This is a genomic window from Micromonospora sp. SCSIO 07396 (assembly GCF_053667945.1).
The window spans coordinates 5,883,879-5,905,663 of the sequence record NZ_CM132210.1 but is presented as its reverse complement, the minus strand read 5'-3'; the positions used below and the strand labels follow the sequence as shown (position 1 = coordinate 5,905,663).

Sequence of the window (21,785 nt, the reverse complement as noted above, 5' to 3'; positions counted from 1 at the left end):
GTCCGATCATGGACGGGATCGCGGACAGTATGCTGGTCGTCTCACTCCGTGAACACCGGGATTCGCCCAGGTCGGAGGGCCGACGTCGTCACCGTGGCCCACTTCGGGGCCTACCCACGGTGTACGGTGGCGCCGTCCGGTCACTGAGGCCGTGCGGCGTCGGCGGTGCCGCCGCGCGGACGCTGTTTGCCGCCCCCGGGACCCGGAACCTGGGCGGCGCGTTACGTTGGACATCCGGACCAACCGTGGTCCGGCGGGCGCAACACGGCCCGAAACGGGCCTGGAGCAGGAGCGAGGTCGGGGAGAGACGTGCCGAGCAGAGCTGGAACCACCCGTCTGGTCATCGTCGAGTCACCGGCGAAGGCCAAGACGATCTCGGGCTACCTCGGCCCGGGGTACGTCGTGGAGGCCAGCTTCGGCCACGTCCGGGACCTGCCCCGCAACGCCGCCGACGTGCCGGCCAAGTACAAGGGCGAGCCGTGGGCCCGCCTCGGGGTGGACGTCGACAACGGCTTCCACGCCCTCTACGTGGTCTCGGCCGACCGTAAGCAGCAGATCAGCAAGCTGGTGAAGCTGGCCAAGGAGGTCGACGAGATCTTCCTGGCCACGGACGAGGACCGCGAGGGCGAGGCGATCGCCTGGCACCTGGTGGAGACCCTCAAGCCCAAGGTGCCGGTCAAGCGGATGGTCTTCCACGAGATCACCAAGCCGGCCATCCAGGCCGCGGTGGCCAACCCCCGGGAGATCGACCGGGACCTGGTCGACGCCCAGGAGGCCCGCCGCATCCTCGACCGGCTCTACGGCTACGAGGTATCCCCGGTGCTGTGGAAGAAGGTCATGCCGAGGCTCTCGGCGGGCCGGGTGCAGTCCGTGGCGACCCGGATCGTGGTCGAGCGGGAACGCCAGCGGATGGCCTTCCGCACCGCGGAGTACTGGGACATCCTCGCCACCCTCGCGGTGGCGAAGCCGGGCGAGGGCCCGCGCACCTTCAACGCCACACTGGTCGCGCTCAACGGCGACCGGGTCGCCACCGGCAAGGACTTCGAGCCGACCACCGGCCGGGTGCGGCCCGGCGCGGGCGTGGTTCACCTCGACGAGAGCGGTGCCCGTGGGCTGGCGGCCCGGCTCGACGGGCGGCCGTTCACCGTCACCCGGGTCGAGGAGAAGCCCTACCGTCGTCGCCCCTACGCGCCGTTCATCACCTCCACCCTCCAGCAGGAGGCGGCCCGCAAACTGCGGTTCTCGTCGCAGCAGACGATGCGCACCGCGCAGCGGCTCTACGAGAACGGCTACATCACCTACATGCGTACCGACTCGGTGAACCTCTCCGAGACGGCCATCACGGCGGCCCGCCGGCAGATCGTCGAGCTGTACGGCGAGCGCAGCGTGCCACCGGAGCCGCGCCGCTACACCGGCAAGGTCAAGAACGCCCAGGAGGCGCACGAGGCGATCCGCCCGGCGGGGGACAACTTCCGCACCCCGGGCGACGTGGCCAAGGAGCTGTCCGGCGAGGAGTTCAAGCTCTACGAGCTGATCTGGCGGCGCACCATCGCCTCGCAGATGACTGACGCGGTCGGCTCCAGTGTCTCGGTGCGTATCCGGGCGGTCTCCGTCGCCCAGGAGGAGGCCGACTTCGGCGCCACCGGCAAGACCATCACCGACCCGGGCTTCCTGCGCGCGTATGTCGAGTCCAGCGACGACGAGAACGCCGAGGCCGAGGACGCCGAGCGCCGGCTGCCCACCCTGGTCAAGGACCAGCCGTTGACCGCCGACGAGTTGGCCGCGCAGGGCCACCACACCCAGCCGCCGTCGCGCTACACCGAGGCGTCGCTGGTGAAGGCGCTGGAGGAGCTGGGCATCGGGCGTCCCTCGACATACGCGTCGATCATGCAGACGATCCAGGACCGGGGCTACGTCACCAAGCGCGGCCAGGCGATGATCCCGACCTTCCTGGCGTTCGCGGTGATCGGGCTGATGGAACGGCACTACCCGCGCCTGATCGACTACGACTTCACCGCCAGCATGGAGAACGAGCTGGACGAGATCGCCGGGGGCGACCACGCCGCCGTCGACTTCCTCACCGCGTTCTACTTCGGCAGCAGCAACGGCACCGGTGACCAGGCCATCGCCCACGCGGGCGGGTTGAAGAAGCTGGTCACCGAGAACCTCAGCGAGATCGACGCGCGCAGCGTCAACTCGATCCCGTTGCACACCGACGACGAGGGGCGCGAGGTCGTCGTCCGGGTCGGCCGGTTCGGGCCGTACCTGCAACGGGCCCTGCCCGGCGAGCAGCCGGCACCGAAGGCCGACGGTGAGGAGGGCGGCGGCCAGGGCGACCGGGCGCCGATCCCGGAGGGGCTGGCCCCCGACGAGCTGACCCCGGAGAAGGTGCACGAGCTGTTCCTCGGCGGGGGCGGCGAACGCAAGCTCGGCGACGACCCGGCCACCGGGGAACCGATCCTGCTCAAGTCCGGCCGGTTCGGCCCGTACGTGGCCAGCGGCGAGCGCAAGTCGTCGCTGCTGCGCACGCAGACGCCCGACTCGCTCACCCTCGACGAGGCGTTGAAGCTGCTCAGCCTGCCCCGGGTGATCGGGGTCGCCCCGGATGGCGCGGAGGTCGTCGCCAACAACGGCCGCTACGGCCCGTACGTCAAGCGTGGTGACGAGTTCCGCTCGCTGGACTCGGAAGACAAGATGTTCACCGTCACCCTCGACGAGGCGCTGGCGCTGCTGGCCGCCCCGAAGACCCGTCAGCGTCGGGCCGCCGCGCCCCCGCTGCGCGAGATGGGTGTCGACCCGCTGACCGAGAAGCCACTGGTGATCAAGGACGGCCGGTTCGGGCCGTACGTCACCGACGGGGAGTTCAACGCGTCGCTGCGGCGCGGGCAGACCCCGGAGGAACTGACCATCGAGCAGGCGTCGGAGATGCTGGCCGAGAAGCGGGCGAAGGGCCCGGCCCCGAAGAAGGCGGCGGCGAAGAAGGCCCCGGCCAAGAAGGCGCCCGCCAAGAAGACGGCGGCGGCCAGGAAGACGACGGCGGCGGCCAAGGCCACCACGGCGAAGGCCACCGCGACCAAGGCCACCGCGACCAAGGCCACCGCGACCAAGGCCACCGCGACCAAGAAGGCCACGGCGGCCACGAAGACGCCGGCCCGCAAGGCTGCTCCCCGCAAGGCCACGGTGGCTGCCGACGGCGAGTGAGCCGCTGAAATGGGCCTCACGTTCGGTGCGCGATGGCCTACTCTGTCGCGGTGTCCAAATCGGAGAGTGCGGGTGGCGGCCGGCCGCTGAAGGTGGCGGGCATCGTCGCCCTCGTCGGCACGGTGCTGGCCGGAGCGGGGCTGATCGTCTGGCGTACCAGCGGGACGCGTGGCGATTCGCCGGCTGACCCGCCGGGCGTCGGCGTCGGTGCGCCGGTCGCCGAGGTCGGGCCGGTGACCACCCCGCCCGACCCGGCCGTACGCCAGGACTCCTCCGGCCGCCGGCTGTTCACCATCCTGGGTGCCGGCGACGTGCTGGTGCACCCCGAGCTGACCCATCAGGCAGGTCGGGACGCCAAGCGCGCAGGACGTCCCGGTGCGCTCGACTTCAACCCGTTGTTCCGGCACGCCCGCCCGGCGGTCGAGGGTGCGGACCTGGCGATCTGCCACCTGGAGACCCCGCTGGCCAAGCCGGACGGGCCGTTCGTCGGCTTCCCGAAGTTCAGCGTCCCCCCGCAGGTGGTGGACGCGATCCGGGGCACCGGCTTCGATGCCTGCTCGACGGCGTCCAACCACACCATCGACCAGGGCGAGGCGGGGGTCGTCCGCACCCTGGACGCGTTGGACGCCGCGAAGATCGGGCACACCGGCAGCGCACGGACCAAGAAGGAATCGCTCACCCCACGGATCTACACCAAGAACGGGGTGCGGGTCGGGCACCTGGCCTACAGCCTGCACTTCAACGGGCTGCGACGGCCGGCGGGCAAGGACTGGATCGCCAACCTCATCGAGCCACCCAGGATCCTCGCGGCGGCACGCAAGCTGCGTACGGCGGGCGCGGAGATCGTGGTGCTGAGCCTGCACTGGGGCACCGAGTACGAGAACCTGCCGGACGCCAGGCAGGAGGAGTGGTCGAAGGTGTTGATCGCGTCCCCGGACATCGATCTGATCCTGGGTCACCATGCGCACGTGGTGCAGCCGATGGAGAAGATCGGCCAGAAGTGGGTCGTCTACGGGATGGGCAACCAGGTCGCCCGGCACGCCGAGCCGATCCCCGCCAACCGGGAGGGGGTGATGGGGCGGTTCACCTTCACCGAGACGGCCAAGGGGAAGTGGCGGGTGACCCGGGCCGAGGCCATTCCCACCTGGATCAATCTGAATCCGGACATCCGGTTGGTGGACCTGTCCACCGCGCTGGCGGATCCGACGACCCCGGCGCACCGCCGGGAGGTCTACCGGGCTGCTGCCGCCCGCATCCGGGGCTACCTGTTGGCCCGTGGCGGAGCAGCGGATGGTCTTGAGGTTCTTGGCCCGCCCGGTAGTTCGGCCACGCCGAACGGGTAAATCACACGGTTGAATATCCGATTCGCTCGATAGTTGGCGAATCGCGCCATCCGGCGGGCGGTGAGCGCTGTTAGCCTCGCACGCCGGCTGGTCCACGGGGAGGAACGGTTTCATGGGTGAGGACTGTCTGCTGCGGGTGCGTGGATGAACCATCCGCCACCGCCGCCGCCGGGGCGGGCGGGACTCCACCACCCCGAGGACGGGCCGGGAGAGCTGGCCCGTTGGCGTCTGATCAGCCTGGAGAAGCAGCTTCCGCAGCCCCGTCTGCTGACCGGGGTCGGTACGCCGGCACTGGTGGCCGCCCTGCTGCTCACCCTGCTCGCCGTCTTCGCCTTCGGCTACCTGGGCCGCGACAACGAGACCGGCGTGCCCCGGGCCGTGACCGATTCGCAGCGGGACTTTGTCGGTGCGGTCGCCCGTGGCCTCGACAGCTCGGTCGCCCGTAGCCGGGAGGAGTTGACCCGTACGGCCGCCGCCTACGACGCGCGGCCGGCCGGGGCGGCCACCCAACTCGCCGCGCTCACCACGGACCAGCCGAAGTGGCGGGGCGTCGGCATCCTCGACGCGGGCGGAAAGTCCACTGTGGCCGCAGTCGGTCGACCGGTGACGCCGCCCCCCGGCGCTGCCACCGGCCGGATCGCCGTGCCGGTGGTCGAGGGCAACGACCCCCGGCTGCTCCTGGTCGAGCCGCTGTCCGATGGCCGGCTGCTCGTCGCCGAGCTGAACCTGCACATCCGCACCCTGCGGCTGGACCCGAAGGCGAGGCAGGCCGTGCTGATCGCCGTCCCCGGAGGGGGACGGTCCCTCGTCCAGGGGGCGCCCGTGCCGGCGGATCCCGCGCTGGACGCGCTGATCGCCGGGGCGGTGGGTGCGACGTCAGGCGTACCCACCGCCACCCGCACCGGCGTACCGGCCGCCGGCCCGGCCGACCGGGACCCGACCGTGCCGGTCGCCCCGGTGGCCACCGCCGACGCCGTCGGCAAGGTCGGTGTCGTGGTGGTCTCCCTGGTGTACGTCCCGGTCACCGCCGCTGCGGTCACCCGGGAGCCCCTGCTGGCCGCGCTCGCCCTGCTGGTGGGGGCGGGTGCGGTGCTGCTCACCCTCCAGTTCGGACTGGTCCGGCCGATGCGGCTGCTCCTCGTCCACGCCAAGGCGGTGGCCTCGGGCAACCCCGTGCAGGGGCGGCCGAGGACGGCGAACGCCCAGGTCAACCGGATCGCCTCGGCGTTCGGCAGGCTCGCCGCCCAGCAGCGGACAACCCCGGCGCAGCGCGGCCCGGACGATCCGGCAGGCGGTGTCCCGGCAGGTCTGGTCGTCGTCACGGCGGTCGTCGCGGTGCTGTTGGCCGCAGGCGGGATCCTGGCCACCCTCGCCCCCCACGAGGATGACCTCCCGGCCCAGGTGGTGCGGGACTCGGAGAACCAGGTCGCGGCCGTGGCCAGCGCGGTCGACGACACCCTGGACGGTGGCTACACCAAGCTCGCCCTGATCGGCGCGGACAACCGTACCGCCGGCACCGCCCAGCTGCGCCGGGTGCTCGACCGCCTGCTCGACGACAACCGCAGGTTCCGCAGCGGCTACCTCGCGTCGGCGAACGGCAGTGTGATCACCAGCGTGGGCCGGGCCCCACTGCGGCCCGGTGGTCCGTTGCCGGGCGAGGGCGGTGTGGTGCTGCACGACGTGCAGGGCCGACTGCCGATCGTCTACGCATACACGCAGTTGGCGGACGGGCGGTCGCTGGTCGCCGAGTTCGACGTGCGCTACCTGACCCGGCTGTTGGAACGGGTCGACGGGCGACTGCGGGTGGTCGACGTGGACCAGCGGGACATCCTGGATTCGGCCGGCTACCTCGCCTTCGAGCAGGTTTCCAGCGGGCAGGTGCGGACCGCGGCGGCGGAGGCGCTCAGCGGCAGGCCGTACGCCCGGGTGGCGGAGGTCGACGGTGACCGTGAGTTGTTGATCGCCGCGCCGGTCGCGCTGGAGGGTTCGGCGGCGCACCTGGAGTGGACGGTGGTGGCCGAGCGCCCGGTCACCGACTACGCGCTGCCCGGCAACGAGATGCGTCAGGGTGCGCTCCTGGTGGCGGTCGTCGCGGCGGGCATCGGTCTGCTGCTGTTCAGCTGGTACTACTTCTTCCAACTCCGGCCGTTGCGCAACCTGTCCCGGGAGGCGGCGACCCTCGCCGGCGGGGACAGCAGCCGGGTGATCTCACCGCGCTGGCACGACGACATCGGCGCGGTGGCGGTCTGCCTGGAGGTGTGTCGTCAGGCGGCGGTCCACGGCGAGCAGCGGCTCGGCGGTGCGGCGCGACTACGTGGCACCGAGGGCATGCCCACGGCGATCATGACGAAGATCCCGCCACGGCGGAAGGCGGGTAGCCGTGGTGTCCGGTCGTCCCGCAGGGGTGACTGAGATGCTCTTCCTCTATCTGGTGTTCCTCCTCGCGTGCCTCGGGCTGCTGGCCGGCGGCATCATCGAGCAGCGCAACCATCACCGCAGCCTGCACCGCATCCCGCAGCGGGTGCTCGTCAACGGCATCCGGGGCAAGAGTTCGATCACCCGGCTCACCGCCGGTGCGCTGCGCGGTGGCCGGTTGGTCGTGGTGGCCAAGACGACCGGCACGGCGGCCCGGTTCATCTTCCCGGACGCCAGCGAGGAACCGGTCTACCGCAAGTTCGGTATCGCCAACGTGGTGGAGCAGATCGGCATCGTCCGCCGGGCCGCCGCCTACTACCCGGACGCGCTGGTGATCGAGTGCATGGCGGTCATGCCACCGCTACAGGAGCTGAACCAGACCAAGCTGATCCAGTCGACCATCGGCATCCTCTGCAACGTCCGGGAGGACCATCTCGCCGAGATGGGGCCGACCCTGGACGACGTGGCCCGTTCGCTGAGCCGGTCCATGCCGGTGGGCGGGATCTGCGTCACCGCCGAGTCCGACCGGCTGCACATCCTGCAGGCGGAGGCGGACAAGCGGTCCTGCAAGCTGATCCCGGTCGACCCGGAGTCGGTCACCGACGACGAGATGGCGGGCTTCACCTGGACCACGTTCAAGGAGAACGTGGCCATCGCCCTCAAGGTGGCCGAACTGCTCGGGGTGTCCCGGCAGGCCGCCCTGACCGGAATGTGGACGGCGCCCCCCGATCCGGGGGTGCTCAGCGTCGAGGAGTACCGCCGGGGCGACACGTCGCTGCGGTTCGCGAACATCTTCGCCGCCAACGACCCCGAGTCGACGTTCATGAACATCAAGCAGTTGCAGGAACAGGGGTCGATCCCCCGACCGCTGCACGTGCTGATCAACTGCCGGCCGGACCGGGTGGAGCGGAACGGCCAGATGGGTGCGCTGGTCTCCCGGATCGACCCGGACAGGGTCATCCTGATCGGTGAGCCGACCCGGAGTGCCCGCCTCAAGATCGAGGAGAAGTGGCAGGACCGGGTGGTCGACCTGGGCGGCCGGATCGGGGCCGGGGAACTGCTCGACGGGGTGCTCGGCAGCATCGACGGGTTCGCCTCGGTGCTGGCGATCGGCAACATCCACGGTCAGGGCGAGATCCTGCTCGCGCAGCTGGGCCGTCTGGACCGCCCGGTATCCCAGGACCCGCCTGCTCGTGCCGTGCCGCCGGCTCCGCCTGCTCATGCCGTGCCGCCGGCTCCGGCTGTGCGTGCCGTGCCGCCGGCTCCGGCTGTGCGTGCTGTGCCGCCGGCTCCGCCTGCCCGTTCTGTGCCGGCTGGTCCGCCTGCCCGGCCTGTCGGCGGGGCAACTGTCGGTCGGAACGGCGTACCGGCAGGGCCGGGGCCGGCCTCCGGCGGCTCCCGGCGGCAGGCGACGACGTACGGCGACCCGCCCGTGCCCGCCGCGCCCCCGGCGGCGTGGCCCGGCACCCCGACACCCCGACCCCGGCCGTACGACGGGCCGGAACGCCCCGGCGTGCCCGCCCCCGGGCGTCCGGACCGGTACGCCGCGCTCGCCCCCGAGCAGCTGGACCGGTACGCCGCCCTCGCTCCCGAGCAGTTGGACCGGTACCACGCCGGGTCCCCGGGCCAGCCGGACCTGTTCGGCCCGGCGGAGCAGGAGCCGCCGGCCCGGCGCGGCCGAGCGGTGGGCGGGCTCCCGGAGCGGGCCCCGGTGGAGCCCGATCCGCACCGGGGCCGGATCCGCCGGTCGCCGGCCGACGGCACCGCGCCGACGCACCCCGATCCCGATCCGCAGTCGTCGCATCGGCGGCCGTCCGTCTACCGGAGTTCCTCATGATCAACGGAGAGCTGACGCCCGAGCTGTCCACGCTCTGCCTGGGCGTCGGGCTGGTGCTCGCGCTGGCCTGCTACCTCACCACCAATCTCTCCCCCGGCGGCATGATCACGCCGGGTTGGTTGGCACTGGCCCTGGTCGAGGAGTACCGCCAGGTGTTGGTGATCGTCGCGATGACCGGGGTGACCTGGGGGCTCACCCGGCTCATGCAGCGGGTGGTCATCCTCTACGGCAAGCGGCTGTTCGCGGCGATCGTGCTGCTCAGCGTGCTGCTCCAGACCACCCTCTTCCTGATCATCCAGCAGGACTTCCCACTGCTGTTCTCGCACCAGACCCTCGGCTTCGTGGCGCCCGGCCTGATCGCCTACCAGTTGGTCCGTCAACCACCGCTGGCGACGATCCTGGCCACCGGGGCGGTCTCCGTGGGTTCGTACCTGATCATCTTCAGTGGCATCCTGGCCGGCCTGGTGCCGGTGAGTTGAGCCGAGACTACGGAAGCAGGCATCCCCCGTGTCACAGAGCAGGAACGGGATCTGGGCGACGCTGGCCGTCGTCCTGATCGCCGCGGGTGTGATCGTCGTCGTGGCGCTCCGCCCCGACCGGTCCGCGTCGACCGCCCCGCCGGGCGGCGTGGCCGCCCCGGGCGCGGCGTCGGTCGGGTCCGCCGAGCTGACCTTCGCCCGGCTGGGCAAACCGTCACGGACCCAGGTCCGCGACGCGGCCGGGCGGGTGCTGGCGGTGTTCACCGACAAGGCCCGCACGGTACGCGTCTCCGGCCCGGAACGGACCTTCACCGAGCCCCGCTTCACCACGTCGTCGGTGACCACCGACGCCTGGATCCGGCTCGCCCCGACCCCGTGGAAGGCCGGTGAGGAGAAGGCGGCCTGGTTCCGGCCCTGGCTGGACAAGGCGGTCGGGGACGACAGCCCGGACGCCCTCGCCATCGCGATGGACTACCTGGACGACGCGCCCGCCCGCAAGGATGCCGAGGGCCGCCAGTTCGCCGGCGACGCCTCCTTCGGCCCGCTCTCGGCAGCCGACCCGGACGGTCGCGCCGAGAACTCCGACTTCTACGACTACCTCGGCGTGGAGTGGGACTTCCCGGACGGCAAGCACGAGCGGCCGGCCAAGGACCACTTCCGCAGTCTGGACTGCTCGGGTTTCATCCGGATGGTCTACGGCTACCGGATGAAGTACCCGTTGCGGGGCACCAACACCAAGGGCGCCGGACTGCCCCGCCGGGCGTACGCGATGGCCGGCTTCGGCCCGGGCGCGTTGCTGATCCCGAACACCGGCCGGGCGGCCCGGGACTACGGCGTGCTCCAGGAGGGCGACCTGGTCTTCTTCAACCACGGTGCGAACGCCGGCCCGAGCATCGAACACTCCGGCATCTATCTCGGCGTCGACGATGCCGGCCACCACCGGTTCTTCTCCAGCCGGGTCAAGGCGGACGGTCCGACGTTCGGTGACTTCGGCGGCGAGTCGCTGCTGGACGGGCCGGGCTACTGGTCGGGCCGGTTCCTGTCCGCGCGCCGGGTCTGACACCGGCCGGGGCGGCGACGCGCGGGTGCGTGGTCGGACGTCGGGACCGCTTGCCGGCCGGTGTCAGCGACCGGGAAGGTCGGCGGCCACCAGTGCCGCCACCAGTTCCGCCCGGCGGTCCTCGACCCGGCGCACCGTCCAGGTGACCTCCAGATGGACGAAGACCGCGTCCTGCCTGCGGGCCGCCTCGGCCTGGGTGTTGGTGGTGCCCTCCAACTCGCCGCACCTGCTGGTCCAGGCCCGGCAGGCGACGAAGCCGGCGGCGTCCAGCGCGTCGGCCGTGCGGCGCAGGGCGGGGGTGGAGCGCTTCTGCCCGTCGGAGACCACCATCTCCGCGCCGGGGAGGCTCTGCTCGGCGAAACCGTGCAGCTGGATCTGGTTGATCCGGTTGCGGGCGAACCGGTCGCTGGCCAGCTGGAACAGGCCCTGGGAGTTGTGCGCCGCGTCCGCCCGCCCGTCGCCGGCCCGGCGGTGTGCGCCGGCGACCAGCATGATGCTGCCCGGCGTCGCCCGGAACAGCCGTAGCCCGATGTCCTCCGTGTGCAGGTCCGAGTTGGGGTGGGGCACCTCGACGGCGAGTCGTACCGGCTGGGAGAGGTCCACCAGGATCAGGCCCCAGGGCCGTTCCGCGCCGGCCTCGGTGACGAACAGCGCGTAGTCGCGTCCGGTCTGCGGGTCCCGGCCCCTGCTCGCGGCGAAGCCCAGCCCGGCCAGCAGCCCGCTCGCCTCCGGCAGCCCCGAGTGGTCCCCGGTCACCAACAGGGTGACCGCCCGACGGGCCGTCTGCCGTTCCGTCGGATCCGGGTCGCGGTAGGGATCGGTCGGCTTGAGTCGGCTGACGAAGTCGGTCACCACCGTGTCCGGGGCCACCGGGGCGGGCGGGGCGGCGGTGGGCCCGTCGGGTGGCTCGCCGCACGCGAGGAGCCACAGCGACAGGGCCGCACAGCACGCCAGGAGACCGTTGCGGTGGGTGGAGGTTCGGGCCATCGCAGGCAGGCTACCGCGCCGTTCCCACCGTCGTCGTCACCCCGGCGGCGGGTGGGTCAGGGGCCGAGGATGTGGTCGAGGTGGGGGTTGGTGAGGACCCGGCCGGGGTCGAGGCGGGCCCGCAGGTCCTGGAAGTCGGCGAACTTCGGGTACGCGGTCGCCAGCGAGGCCGCGTCCCGGTAGTGCAGCTTGCCCCAGTGGGGTCGGCCGCCCAGCCCGGCAGCCACCTCCTCGAAGGCCCGGAAGTACGGCTCGTAGGGCATGCCGACGTACTGGTGGACGGCGAGGTAGGCGGAGTCGCGCCCGTAGCCGTGGGACAGCCAGATGTCGTCGGCGGCGGTGAACCGCACCTCGACCGGGAAGAGCACCTTGAACGGCAGCCGGTCGACGAGGCGGCGCAGTTCCGCCAGCGCCTGCGGGAGGGCGGCGCGTGGGATGCCGTACTCCATCTCCACGAAGCGGACCCGGCGCGGGGTGCAGAAGACGGTGTCGGAGCGGCCGGTGTAGGTGCGTTCGGTGAGCGCGCGGGCGGAGACCGCGCTGATCGTGGGCACCAGCGTCGGTACGGCCCGACCCAGCCGGCAGGCCCCGGCGAAGACGGTGTTGGCGAGGAGTTCGTCGTCCAGCCAGCCGCGCCAGCGGGGCAGCGGCCGGTCGTCGGCGGGCACCCGGTCGTTGGTCTTGAGCTGCACCCGGTCGGTGTACGGGAACCAGTAGAACTCGACGTGGTCGTGCCGGCCGATGAGGCCAAACAGGTCGCCCAGCACCTCGTCGAGCGGGGCGGGGCGTTCGTGTGCGCGCAGGGTGAACGCGTCGACGCAGCGCAGGGTGACCTCGACGAGCACGCCGAGCGCCCCCAGGCCGACCCGGGCGGCGGCGAAGATGTCCGGGTGTTCCTCGGCCGAGCAGTGCAGCACCTCGCCGGTGCCGGTGACCAGGGTGAGCGCCTCGACGAAGGTGGACAGGCAGCCGTAGGCGGCACCGGTGCCGTGGGTGCCGGTGGAGATCGCCCCGGCGATGGTCTGCGCGTCGATGTCGCCCAGGTTGGGCATGGCCAGGCCGTGCCCGGCGAGCAGCGCGTTGAGCGCCCGTAGGGTCGTCCCGGCGGGCACGGTGACCAGCCGGGCGTCCCGGTCGACCCGGACACCGGTGTCGAGGGCTGACAATTCCATCCGCCGGCCGTCCGCCAGGGCGATCGGGGTGAACGAGTGGCCGCTGCCGACCACCCTGATCCGCTGACCCGCGCCTGCCGCGTCCAGGACCGCCTCGGCTGTGTCCTCGACGGTGGTAGGGCGCAGGATGGCGGTGGCGACGCTGCGTTGGTTGCCCGCCCAGTTGGACCAAGCGGTGGTGGTACCGGCCATCGGCGCTCCTCGACATGAACGTGAACTGACTTCATATCAGGAACGTTGTGCCTGGTAAATACCGCAATCGAGGTCCGCTCGTTGTACCGGTAGTCACGGCCTCGTGACATGTGGATATGTTCTTCCGTCGAAGGGGGGTGGCGTCGAGTGTCCACACCAGCCGCCACGACCGGGCCGCTGCGCCGCGTTCCGGTGCAGGGTCGAAGTGTCGCGCGCGTCCAACGGATGTTGGACGCCTGTGCCGAGCTCGTCGACGAGGTGGGGTACGAGGGGTTGACCACCACGTTGCTCGCCGAGCGGGCCGAGGTGGCGATCGGGTCGGTCTACCAGTTCTTCCCGGACAAGCGGGCGATAGTGCAGGCGCTGACGCTGCGCACGATGGAGTCCTACCTCCAGCGGCTCGACGAACGCTTCGCCTCCGACGACCTGAGCCACTGGTGGGACGGCGTCGACGCGGGCATCGACGAGTACATCTCGATGCACCGGACGGTCCCGGGCTTCCGGACCCTGCACTTCGGCGACGTCGTCGACCTGCACCTGCTCGACGAGCAGCGGGACAACAACGGGGTGATCGCCGACCAGTTGGCCCGGGTGCTCACCGAGCGGTTCGGCATGGCCGACGAGCCGCGCCTGCGGTTCTGCCTGGAGATCGCCGTCGAGGCCGCCGACGCCCTGATCAAGCTGGCGTTCCGCCGCAAGCAGGAGGGCGACGAACGGGTCCTCGCCGAGGCCAAGGCGCTGATCAGGGAATACCTGCACCGCCACGTCGAGGCCCCGACCGAACCCGCCGCCCAACCCTGACCCGGCCGGCCCGCCCCGGAGCCGGCCGGCAGGCCCGCCCCGGAGCGCCCGCGCCTGTCGCCGGGTGAATCAGAGGAACGCGTGGCCCTCGCCCCGGTAGGTGGGCACCGTGGCGACCACGCTGTCCCCGTCGACCAGGTGCAGGTCGTTGACCCGCTCGCAGAGTTCGCCGGCCTTGGCGTGCCGGAACCACACCCGGTCGCCGATCCGCAGGGCGGCTGCGGCGGCACCGGTGAGCGGGGTCTGCACCTCGCCCGCGCCCTCGGTGCCGACGAGTTCCAGCCCGGCCGGCAGCCACGGCCGCGGCAGCCGGCTCGTCGCCGCCGGTCCGGAGGCGATCCAACCGCCGCCGAGCACGGTGGCGATCTCCGGTGTCGGGCGGCGGACCACCGAGCAGGCGAAGAACGCCGCCGGGGTCGGCCGCCAGGCGCGGTAGGCGTCGAACAGCGTCGGGCCGTACAGCCCCGAGCCGGCGGTGACCTCGGTGACCGAGGGGTCGGCGCTGGTGGCGGCCACGCTGCCGGTGCCACCGCCGTTGACGAACTCCAGGTCGGCGTGTTCGCGGACGGCGGCGACCGCCGCACCCCGGCGGGCCAGCAGTTCCCGGTACGACCCGCGCTGGGCGATCCGGATCGCGGCGCTGAGCGCGGCCTGTCCGGGTGGGGCGTCCCCGAGCCCGGCGATCTGTGCCTCGTACGACATCAGGCCGACCAGCCGGAAGCCGGCCCGGCGGGCGACGGCGGCGGCGAGCGCGCCGGCCGCCCGGGCGCTGTGCACCGGCGAGCGGCGGACCCCGACGTGCACCCGCCCGCGCAGGGGTCGCCAGGAGGCGTCGAGGTCGAGGCAGACCCGGATCTCGGGCCGGCGACCCGGGGCGCACACCGAGTCGATCAGGTCGAGCTGCTCGGTGCTGTCGATCATGAGGGTGACCGCCGCGGCGAGCTGCGGATCACCGGCCAGGGCGGCGAGCGCGCCCCGGTCGGCGGTGGGGTACGCCACCAGCGCGTCGTCTGTCGCGCCGGAGCGGACCAGCCAGTTCGCCTCGGTCAGGGTGAACGCCATCACGCCGGCCCAGCCGGCCTGGCCGAGCGCCCGGTCGAGCAGGTCGCGGGACCGGATCGACTTGCTGGCGGCGCGGACCGGCTTACCGCTGCTGCGGGCGGCCAGCGCGGCGGCGTTGGCGTCGAAGGCGGTGAGGTCCACCACGGCGTAGGGCGGGTCGAGGTGGGCGGTCGCCTTGTCGAGGCGTTCGCGCAGGGTGTCGCTGTCGATGGCCACGAATGCACGCTAACTGTCCGGACGGCAATGCGAAATACCCTCACGTCCTGCCGGGCTGCGGTCGGTGGCATCCGCGGCCTAGGCTCGGCGAACAGGAGAATGTCGCCGGTGGGGAGGCCCCCACCGGGTCTAGAGTGTTGCACCGGGACTGCCCAGTGTTGGGCCGGCGCGTGGAGGTACGGCCATCGAAAGCCAGCAGAACGGCGAGTCGTCCGGCGCGTCGTCGCCCGGGCCCGCCGGAGCCGCCGCCCAGACAGACCGGTCCGGAGCTGCGGCGATCCGGTCGGTACTACGCATCCGGCCGTTCCGGCGGCTCTGGATCGTGCTCGGCGCAGCCTCCTTCGGTGACTGGCTCGGCCTGCTCGCCACCTCCGTCTTCGCCGCCGCGCAGGTCTCCGGCAGCACCGCCCAGGGAGCGGTGTTCGGTGGCGTGATCGCGATCCGGCTGCTCCCGGCGCTGGTGCTCGGGCCGGTGGCCGGCGTGCTCGCCGACCGGTTCGACAGGCGCTGGACGATGGTCATCTGCGACCTGCTGCGGTTCCTGCTGTTCGCCTCGATCCCGCTGGTCGCGCTGCTGGGCGTCCGGGGCGGCGTGGTGGTCACCTGGGCTGCGGTCGCCACCTTCCTGATCGAGTCGATCACCCTGCTCTGGATCCCGGCCAAGGAGGCCGCGGTCCCCAACCTCATCCCGCGCGCCCGGCTGGAGACGGCCAACCAGCTCACCCTGATCACCACGTACGGCCTGACCCCGGTCGCCGCCGCGATCGCCCTGGCGGTGCTGGACCGCAGCGTGCGCGGGGTCACCGGCGGCGAGATGCCGAGCTGGGCCGAGCCCGCCCAGCTCGCCCTCTGGTTCAACGCCCTCTCCCGGCTGGCCACCGCGCTGGTGGTGGCCTTCGGCATCAAGGAGATCAGCCAGGCCCAGGCCCGGGAACGGGGCGAACGCGCCGAGCAGGGCATGTTCAGCCAGTTCACCGAGGGCTGGAAGTTCATCGGCCAGACCCCGCTGGTCCGGGGCCTGGTGCTGGGCATCTTCGGCGCGTTCGCCGGTGGCGGCATTGTGATCGGCACCGCCAAGTTCTTCGCCGCCTCGCTCGGTGCCGGCGACGCCGCGTTCTACATGCTGTTCGGCGCGATCTTCATCGGGCTGGCGGTCGGCATCGGGCTCGGCCCGATGATCGTGCGGGACATGTCCCGCCGCCGCTGGTTCGGCATGAGCATCGTGCTGGCCAGCGCCTCCGTGCTGGTGCTGGCGTTCGCCATCCACCTGTCGATGGCCATCCTCGGCGCGATCATGGTCGGCGCGGGTGCCGGCATGGCCTTCCTCGCCGGCACCACGCTGCTCGGCGGCGAGGTCGCCGACGAGGTACGCGGCCGGGTCTTCGCCGTCGTGCAGATCGGCACCCGGCTGGTGCTGATCCTGGCGATCGCGCTGAGCAGTCTGCTGGTCGGGGTCGGCGGTTCACGCCAGCTCACCATCGCCGACCTCGGTATCTCAGTCTCCTCCACCCGGCTGCTGCTGCTCGCCGCCGGCCTGGCCGGCATCTTCGCCGGGATCAGCGCGTTCGGGCAGATGGACGACAAGAAGGGCGTGCCGGTCCTGGCCGACCTCTGGGGCTCGATGCGCGGCCGGCCGCTGATGCCGGCCGAGCCGTTCGTCTCCAACGGTCTCTTCGTGGTCTTCGAGGGCGGCGAGGGGGCCGGCAAGTCCACCCAGTTGGAGCAGCTCGCCACCCGCCTGCGCGAGCAGGGCCGGGACGTGGTGGTGACCCGGGAACCGGGTGCCACGGCGGTGGGCGAGCGGATCCGGGCCCTGGTGCTTGAGGATTCCGGCGCGGACGCCCCCTCCCCACGCGCCGAGGCGCTGCTGTACGCCGCCGACCGGGCCCACCACGTCGCCACCGTGGTCCGCCCGGCGCTGATCCGGGGCGCGGTCGTGATCAGCGACAGGTACGTCGACTCGTCCCTGGCCTACCAGGGCGCCGGTCGTACGCTGCCGGTCGACGAGGTCTCCTGGCTCTCCTCCTGGGCCACCGGCGGGCTCAAGCCCGACCTGGTGGTGCTGCTCGACGTCGACCCGCGGACCGGCCTGTCCCGGGCCGCCGCCCGCAACCAGGGGGCCGACCGGCTGGAGGCCGAGTCCGTGGCCTTCCACGAGCGGGTCCGCTACGCCTTCCTCGACCTCGCGGCCAACGACCCCAAGCGTTACCTGGTGCTCGACGCGGCCCGCCCGGTCGACGAGATCGCCGGCCAGGTCGGCCGCCGGGTGCAGGAGTTCCTGGTGGACCCGGCCGGCATCGTGCACCCGCGCCCGGCACACGGGCCCGACACCTCGGTCCAGCCCGAGTTATCCGACACGGAGCTGGTGGGGATGGAGCACCGGACCTGATGCCGGACGTCTTCGCCGAACTGGTCGGCCAGGACGACGCGGTCGGCACCCTGCGCCGGGCCGCCGCGTCGGCCGCCGCCGTGCTGCGCGCCGCCCACCTTCCGGCACCCGCCGGCACCGTCGACGATCCGGACGACGACGACCTGGCCGCCCTGGCCGAGGCCGACGAGGATGCCGCCGCCGGGTCGACCGCCCCGGCCGTCGACCCGGGGGCCGGGATGACCCACGCCTGGATCTTCACCGGTCCGCCCGGTTCCGGCCGTTCGGTGGCCGCCCGCGCCTTCGCCGCCGCGCTCCAGTGCGTGCACGGCACCGGCTGCGGCACCTGCCCCGGCTGCCACACCACGCTCACCGGCACCCACGCCGACGTCCGGCTGGTGGCCCCCGAGGGGCTCTCCATCGGCGTCGGCGAGATGCGCGCCCTGGTGCTGCGGGCGGCGAGCACCCCGTCCGGCGGGCGCTGGCAGGTGGTGATCATCGAGGACGCCGACCGGCTCACCGAGGCCGCCGGCAACGCGCTGCTCAAGGCGGTCGAGGAGCCGCCACCGCGGACGGTCTTCCTGCTCTGCGCCCCGTCCACCCACCCGGAGGACGTGTCGGTGACGATCCGGTCGCGGTGTCGGGTCGTACCGCTGCGGCAGCCCTCGGCGGCGGCGGTCGCCGACGTGCTGGTCCGGCGGGACGGCATCGCGCCCGACGTGGCGCAGTGGGCGGCCGCCGCCGCGCAGGGGCACGTGGGCCGGGCCCGCCGGCTGGCCCGCGATCCTGAGGCGCGTCAGCGCCGGGACGCGGTGCTGGCGGTGCCGCGCCGGCTGACCGGGGTGGGCACCGCGCTGGACGCGGCGTCGGCGCTGATCGAGGCGGCCGAGGCGGAGGCGGCGGCCTCGGTCGCGGAGTCCGACGCGGCCGAGCGGGCCGCGTTGCAGACCGCGCTGGGCGCGGGCGGCACCGGCCGGGGCGCGGCGGGCGCGACGCGGGGCTCCGCCGGCCAGCTGAAGGACCTGGAGAAGCGGCAGAAGTCGCGGGCCACCCGGGCCCAGCGGGACGCCCTGGACCGGGCCCTGGTGGACCTGGCCGGTTTCTACCGGGACGCGCTCACCTCGGCGCTGCGCGCGCCGGTCGCCCCGGTACACACCGACACCGCCACGCTGGCCGAGGCGGGCGGGCAGAAGTGGGCCCCGGAGGGGGCGCTGCGCCGGCTGGAGGCGGTCCTGGAGTGTCGGGCCGCGATCGAGGCGAACGTCAAACCCCGCATCGCCGTGGAGGCGATGATGCTCTCCCTCTGGCGCGGCTGACCCCCGGTTGCCGCCCATCGACACGTGTTGACGGGGTGCGGTACGGTCCCGGTGGGCCGCGGTGATCGTGGTGGCACGCAGGGTGAGGTCGACCTGGGGGGAGATCGGATGCCGCGCGGCGAGATCGACGAGGCGTGGATCGAGGAGGCGGTGCGGCGGTACCGCCGGATCGAGTCCCTCCAGGCCGAGTTCGACCGGGCGGTGGAGACCGTCGAGGTGACCGTCCGCTCGCCCGACGGGCTGGTCGAGGTGGTGGTGACCGCCGGTGGGCGGATCACCGACGTGCGCTTCCTCGGGCCGCTGCACAACCGCCACCCGCGGGACGTGGCCGGCTCGGTGCAGGCCGCCGTCACGGCCGCCGCCGACGCCGCCCAGTGGGCCCGGGAGAAGCTGCACAACGAGACGTTCACCGCCTACCGTCCGCTCGCGGGGGCGTGAGATGGATCCCCTGCGTACCCTCGCCGACCGCCTCGACGAGGCCAGCGCCACCCTCGCCGCGCTGTCCCGCACGGTCACCGCCACCGACCCGCCGCACCCGGCGTTCGGCGCGCACGCCGCCGGCCGTCCCGGCGAGGTCGGCCGGGCCCTGCACCGGCAGTGGACGACCGCCACCGACGGGCGGGCCCGCGAGGCGGGTGCCGCCGCCGCCCGGCTGGCCGCCGCCGCGTCGGCCGTCCGCAGCGCCGCCGACCGCTACACCTCCACCGACGAGGCCGCCCGCCGCCGGCTGGCCGGGGAGGCGTGATGGACCCGCTGGACCGGCTCGCCGAACCGGGCCTGGACCTGCTCACCCGGGTCGACACGCTGCTCGCCGCCGGCGCACCCGAGGGGCACCCGGTCTGGCCGCTGCTGCGCCGGATGCAACTGCTGCCCGGCGAGGCCCTGCGCGCCTTCCTCGACCTGCATCCCGCGCCGCTGGCGACCGCCGGCCACGCCGTGCGCCGGCTCGTGCGGGGGTACGACGACGCGTGCGCCGCCCTCACCGACCCGGGTATCTGGTCGGGCCCGGCCGGGGCGTCCTACGACGAGGCCCGTACCGCCCTGCTGCGCCACCTGGACGAGGGCCCGGAGAGCCTGGTGGGCCGGCTGGAATCCACCGCCGGTTACGCCGACGCGCTGGCCGACTGGGTGGAGGGCAGCCGGCTGGCGGTGGCCCGGGTGCTGGCCGAGGTGCTCGGCTCCACCGAGGCGGTCCGGGTCCGGATGGTCGCCGGTGCGGGTGCCGGGCCCGTCGGGGCGGCTGCGGCGGCCGAGATCGCCACCCGGGTGCTCTCGGTGCTCGGGGTGGCCTACGACGGGGCGGAGACGCTGCTGCGCCAGTGGTCGCCCAGCCTCGCCGAGTCGACCTGGCGGCCGAGCGGCGGGCCGTCGTACCACGGCGGCCCGGTGCGGATCGGCTGATGGACGAGCCGACCCGGCGGGGGGCCCGCCCGTCGCACCCGGACCGGTTCCGTCGATCCGTCGTAGGCTGATGGCATGGGCATGCTCTGCGCGGTCAGCTTCAACCGGTACGGGCGGCTCTACTACCTCGACCCGGGGGAGTTCAGCCCGAAGGTCGGTGACCGGGTGCTCGTCCCCACCGACGACGGTCCCGAGGTGGCGGAGTGCGTCTGGGCGGCGCAGTGGGTCGCCGAGGAGACCGATGGTTTCCCGAAGCTGGCCGGGCTGGCCGACGACGACGACCTGCGCCGCGACGAGGTGCTGCGGCGGCGCAAGGCCGAGGCGAAGGTGGCGGCGAAGCGGCTGATCCGGGAGCACGGCCTGCCGATGAAGGTGGTCGCGGTGGATCATGTCCTGGCTGCCACCGAGGGCGCCGGGGACCGGACGACCGTCTATTTCACCGCCCCGCACCGGGTGGACTTCCGCTCCCTGGTGCGGGACCTGGGTGCCACCTTGCACTGCCGGGTGGAGCTGCGGCAGCTCTCCGCCCGGGATTCGGCCCGGGTGCAGGGCGGCATCGGTTCCTGCGGCCGGGACCTGTGCTGCGCCACCTTCCTCAACGACTTCGAGCCGGTGACCATCCGGATGGCCAAGGACCAGGACCTCCCGTTGAATCCGCTGCGGATCTCGGGCGCCTGCGGCCGGCTGATGTGCTGCCTCAAGTACGAGCACCCGTTGTACGCCAGGTTCACCGAGTCCGCCCCGGCGATCGGCAGCCGCGTCAGCACGCCCGAGGGGGACGGCCGGGTGGTCGGCCACAGCGTCCCGAGGGACGCGGTGACCGTCCGCCTGGATGCCGACGGCTCGCGCTCCATGTGCTCCCGCGCGGACGTCTGTGGCTCCCGCAGCGCCTACGAGAGCCGAGACCCGGCTGGCCCCGGAGGGGCCGCGCGCTGACCGACGCTTCCCGGTCGGGCACGGCCCGTCAGGCGCGGTCGTGCAGGGTGACCTGGTAGCCGTCGGGGTCGGCGAAGGTGAACGTCCGGCCGAAGGGCCCGTCGACCGGCGCGGAGACGATGGTGTGCCCGTCGGTGACGAGCGCGTCGTGGATGGCCTGCACGTCCGTGGCGTGAAGCCAGATCGCGGCACCGATGCCGGGCCGGGCGGCGGAGGCGAGATCGGTGCCGGGGACGACGTCGCGCAGGGCGAACGCGATCGGTGTGGTGGCGAAGACGACGGCGTGCGGTGGCCCGGCCGGCGAGCGGACGAGGCCGAGGTAGCGCTCGTAGAACGCCTGGGAGGCGGCGAGGTCGCGCGCCTGGAACGAGATGAAGTCGGGGCCGGTGACGGGCATGCGATACTCCTTCAGTCATGTCAGGTTCCTGACATCAGCAAGCTATGTCAGAATGCTGACATGAGTCAAGTTGATGCCGGCATCGACCTGGAGACGTCCCTGGGCTACCTGCTGAAGGAGGCGTCGAGCGCCCTCCGGGCGGCCATGGAGGAGGTGCTGCGACCACTCGGGATGGGCGTGACGCACTACGCCTGCCTCGAACTGCTGGCGCAGCGGCCGGGCATGTCGAACTCCGAACTCGCGCGGGGCGCGTTCGTGACCCGGCAGACGATGAACGTGCTGCTCCAGAATCTGGAACGGGAGGGCTACGTGACCAGGCCGGCGGCGGCACCCGTCGGCAAGGCGCTGCCCACGCGACTCACGCCGAGCGGTCGACGCAGCCTGGAGCGGGCGAGCGCGGCGGTCCGTTCCGTCGAGGTCAGAATGCTCTCCGGCATGACCGGCCCCGAGCGCTCAGCCGCGTTCCACGCCCTCAAATCGATGATCCACTCCCTGACCTCCCCGCCTGCGCCGCCGCCCCCCGCCGACGACCGGGGTTGATCAAGAGGTTTGCGTCATTGTGGGCACGGCGGGTGACGCGAACTTCTTGGTCAACTTCGCCG

Annotated in this window: 18 protein-coding genes; 14 read left to right on the top strand and 4 right to left on the bottom strand. The window is 72.8% G+C overall.

The annotated features are described in order from the left end of the window. The first annotated feature begins 309 nt into the window (after positions 1-309). From topA to ACWCHM_RS25490, 6 genes are all read left to right on the top strand, one after another. A complete protein-coding gene (gene topA, locus ACWCHM_RS25515) occupies positions 310-3,201 on the top strand; it encodes a type I DNA topoisomerase (protein WP_454220135.1) in 2,892 nt (963 codons plus the stop codon). Between the two features lie 50 nt (positions 3,202-3,251). Continuing rightward, positions 3,252-4,544: a CapA family protein gene (locus ACWCHM_RS25510; protein ID WP_307821205.1), complete on the top strand. Its 1,293-nt coding sequence runs from the start codon at positions 3,252-3,254 to the stop codon at positions 4,542-4,544. A 144-nt stretch (positions 4,545-4,688) separates the two neighbouring features. Next, positions 4,689-6,956, top strand: a complete 2,268-nt coding sequence (locus ACWCHM_RS25505; RefSeq protein WP_454220134.1) for a cache domain-containing protein — start codon at positions 4,689-4,691, stop codon at positions 6,954-6,956. A 1-nt stretch (position 6,957) separates the two neighbouring features. After that, a complete protein-coding gene (gene pgsB / locus ACWCHM_RS25500) occupies positions 6,958-8,796 on the top strand; it encodes a poly-gamma-glutamate synthase PgsB (protein ID WP_454220133.1) in 1,839 nt (612 codons plus the stop codon). After that, on the top strand, positions 8,793-9,275 hold the full coding sequence (locus ACWCHM_RS25495) for a poly-gamma-glutamate biosynthesis protein PgsC/CapC (protein ID WP_204958716.1): 483 nt from the start codon (positions 8,793-8,795) through the stop codon (positions 9,273-9,275). The genes pgsB and ACWCHM_RS25495 overlap by 4 nt, the downstream gene beginning before the upstream one ends. Before the next feature lie 28 nt (positions 9,276-9,303). Next, a complete protein-coding gene (locus tag ACWCHM_RS25490) occupies positions 9,304-10,335 on the top strand; it encodes an NlpC/P60 family protein (protein ID WP_281901082.1) in 1,032 nt (343 codons plus the stop codon). Between the two features lie 63 nt (positions 10,336-10,398). Here the strand turns inward: ACWCHM_RS25490 and ACWCHM_RS25485 are convergent, their stop codons facing one another. Then, entirely contained in the window at positions 10,399-11,322 is a 924-nt protein-coding gene (locus ACWCHM_RS25485; RefSeq protein ID WP_454220132.1) for a hypothetical protein, read from the bottom strand. Between the two features lie 56 nt (positions 11,323-11,378). Beyond that, the gene (locus ACWCHM_RS25480) at positions 11,379-12,686 is read right to left on the bottom strand and encodes a D-arabinono-1,4-lactone oxidase (RefSeq protein ID WP_454220131.1); all 1,308 of its coding nucleotides are present in this window, start codon (positions 12,684-12,686) and stop codon (positions 11,379-11,381) included. Positions 12,687-12,911: 225 nt separating this feature from the next. On the opposite strand from ACWCHM_RS25480, the gene ACWCHM_RS25475 reads away from it, so the two are divergent. Beyond that, entirely contained in the window at positions 12,912-13,487 is a 576-nt protein-coding gene (locus ACWCHM_RS25475; RefSeq protein WP_204958720.1) for a TetR/AcrR family transcriptional regulator, read from the top strand. 69 nt (positions 13,488-13,556) lie between these two features. On the opposite strand, the gene ACWCHM_RS25470 is transcribed toward ACWCHM_RS25475, so the two are convergent. Further along, on the bottom strand, positions 13,557-14,765 hold the full coding sequence (locus ACWCHM_RS25470; protein WP_421489597.1) for an amino acid deaminase/aldolase: 1,209 nt from the start codon (positions 14,763-14,765) through the stop codon (positions 13,557-13,559). A 277-nt stretch (positions 14,766-15,042) separates the two neighbouring features. Between ACWCHM_RS25470 and tmk the strand changes: the two genes are divergently transcribed. The 6 genes from tmk to ACWCHM_RS25440 all read left to right on the top strand — a co-directional run bounded on the left by tmk (position 15,043) and on the right by ACWCHM_RS25440 (position 20,786). Then, positions 15,043-17,154, top strand: coding sequence for a dTMP kinase (gene tmk, locus ACWCHM_RS25465; RefSeq protein WP_372445984.1), 2,112 nt, complete (start codon positions 15,043-15,045; stop codon positions 17,152-17,154). Then, positions 17,154-18,449: a DNA polymerase III subunit delta' gene (locus ACWCHM_RS25460; RefSeq protein ID WP_421489596.1), complete on the top strand. Its 1,296-nt coding sequence runs from the start codon at positions 17,154-17,156 to the stop codon at positions 18,447-18,449. Before tmk ends, ACWCHM_RS25460 begins: the two co-directional genes overlap by 1 nt. Before the next feature lie 108 nt (positions 18,450-18,557). Further along, entirely contained in the window at positions 18,558-18,887 is a 330-nt protein-coding gene (locus tag ACWCHM_RS25455; RefSeq protein WP_088643476.1) for a YbaB/EbfC family nucleoid-associated protein, read from the top strand. Between the two features lies 1 nt (position 18,888). Then, positions 18,889-19,194, top strand: coding sequence for a hypothetical protein (locus ACWCHM_RS25450; RefSeq protein WP_204958723.1), 306 nt, complete (start codon positions 18,889-18,891; stop codon positions 19,192-19,194). Beyond that, the gene (locus ACWCHM_RS25445; protein WP_204958724.1) at positions 19,194-19,850 is read left to right on the top strand and encodes a hypothetical protein; all 657 of its coding nucleotides are present in this window, start codon (positions 19,194-19,196) and stop codon (positions 19,848-19,850) included. The genes ACWCHM_RS25450 and ACWCHM_RS25445 overlap by 1 nt, the downstream gene beginning before the upstream one ends. A 75-nt stretch (positions 19,851-19,925) precedes the next feature. Continuing rightward, positions 19,926-20,786: a PSP1 domain-containing protein gene (locus ACWCHM_RS25440; RefSeq protein ID WP_204958725.1), complete on the top strand. Its 861-nt coding sequence runs from the start codon at positions 19,926-19,928 to the stop codon at positions 20,784-20,786. A 28-nt stretch (positions 20,787-20,814) separates the two neighbouring features. Here ACWCHM_RS25440 and ACWCHM_RS25435 read toward each other — a convergent pair whose 3' ends face one another. Then, a complete protein-coding gene (locus tag ACWCHM_RS25435) occupies positions 20,815-21,183 on the bottom strand; it encodes a VOC family protein (RefSeq protein WP_204958726.1) in 369 nt (122 codons plus the stop codon). Positions 21,184-21,243: 60 nt separating this feature from the next. On the opposite strand from ACWCHM_RS25435, the gene ACWCHM_RS25430 reads away from it, so the two are divergent. Beyond that, positions 21,244-21,723, top strand: coding sequence for a MarR family winged helix-turn-helix transcriptional regulator (locus tag ACWCHM_RS25430; protein ID WP_204958727.1), 480 nt, complete (start codon positions 21,244-21,246; stop codon positions 21,721-21,723). Positions 21,724-21,785: the final 62 nt, after the last annotated feature.

Excerpts from the sequence above, each read along its gene's own strand:
- ACWCHM_RS25450 (WP_204958723.1), top strand. The coding sequence starts at position 18,889 with ATGGATCCCCTGCGTACCCTCGCCGACCGCCTCGACGAGGCCAGCGCC.
- ACWCHM_RS25475 (WP_204958720.1), top strand. The coding sequence starts at position 12,912 with ATGTTGGACGCCTGTGCCGAGCTCGTCGACGAGGTGGGGTACGAGGGG.
- ACWCHM_RS25455 (WP_088643476.1), top strand. The coding sequence starts at position 18,558 with ATGCCGCGCGGCGAGATCGACGAGGCGTGGATCGAGGAGGCGGTGCGG.
- ACWCHM_RS25430 (WP_204958727.1), top strand. The coding sequence starts at position 21,244 with ATGAGTCAAGTTGATGCCGGCATCGACCTGGAGACGTCCCTGGGCTAC.
- ACWCHM_RS25480 (WP_454220131.1), bottom strand. The coding sequence starts at position 12,686 with ATGGCCGGTACCACCACCGCTTGGTCCAACTGGGCGGGCAACCAACGC.
- ACWCHM_RS25485 (WP_454220132.1), bottom strand. The coding sequence starts at position 11,322 with ATGGCCCGAACCTCCACCCACCGCAACGGTCTCCTGGCGTGCTGTGCG.
- ACWCHM_RS25460 (WP_421489596.1), top strand. The coding sequence starts at position 17,154 with ATGCCGGACGTCTTCGCCGAACTGGTCGGCCAGGACGACGCGGTCGGC.
- ACWCHM_RS25435 (WP_204958726.1), bottom strand. The coding sequence starts at position 21,183 with ATGCCCGTCACCGGCCCCGACTTCATCTCGTTCCAGGCGCGCGACCTC.
- pgsB (WP_454220133.1), top strand. The coding sequence starts at position 6,958 with ATGCTCTTCCTCTATCTGGTGTTCCTCCTCGCGTGCCTCGGGCTGCTG.
- ACWCHM_RS25495 (WP_204958716.1), top strand. The coding sequence starts at position 8,793 with ATGATCAACGGAGAGCTGACGCCCGAGCTGTCCACGCTCTGCCTGGGC.
- ACWCHM_RS25440 (WP_204958725.1), top strand. The coding sequence starts at position 19,926 with ATGGGCATGCTCTGCGCGGTCAGCTTCAACCGGTACGGGCGGCTCTAC.
- ACWCHM_RS25505 (WP_454220134.1), top strand. The coding sequence starts at position 4,689 with ATGAACCATCCGCCACCGCCGCCGCCGGGGCGGGCGGGACTCCACCAC.
- ACWCHM_RS25445 (WP_204958724.1), top strand. The coding sequence starts at position 19,194 with ATGGACCCGCTGGACCGGCTCGCCGAACCGGGCCTGGACCTGCTCACC.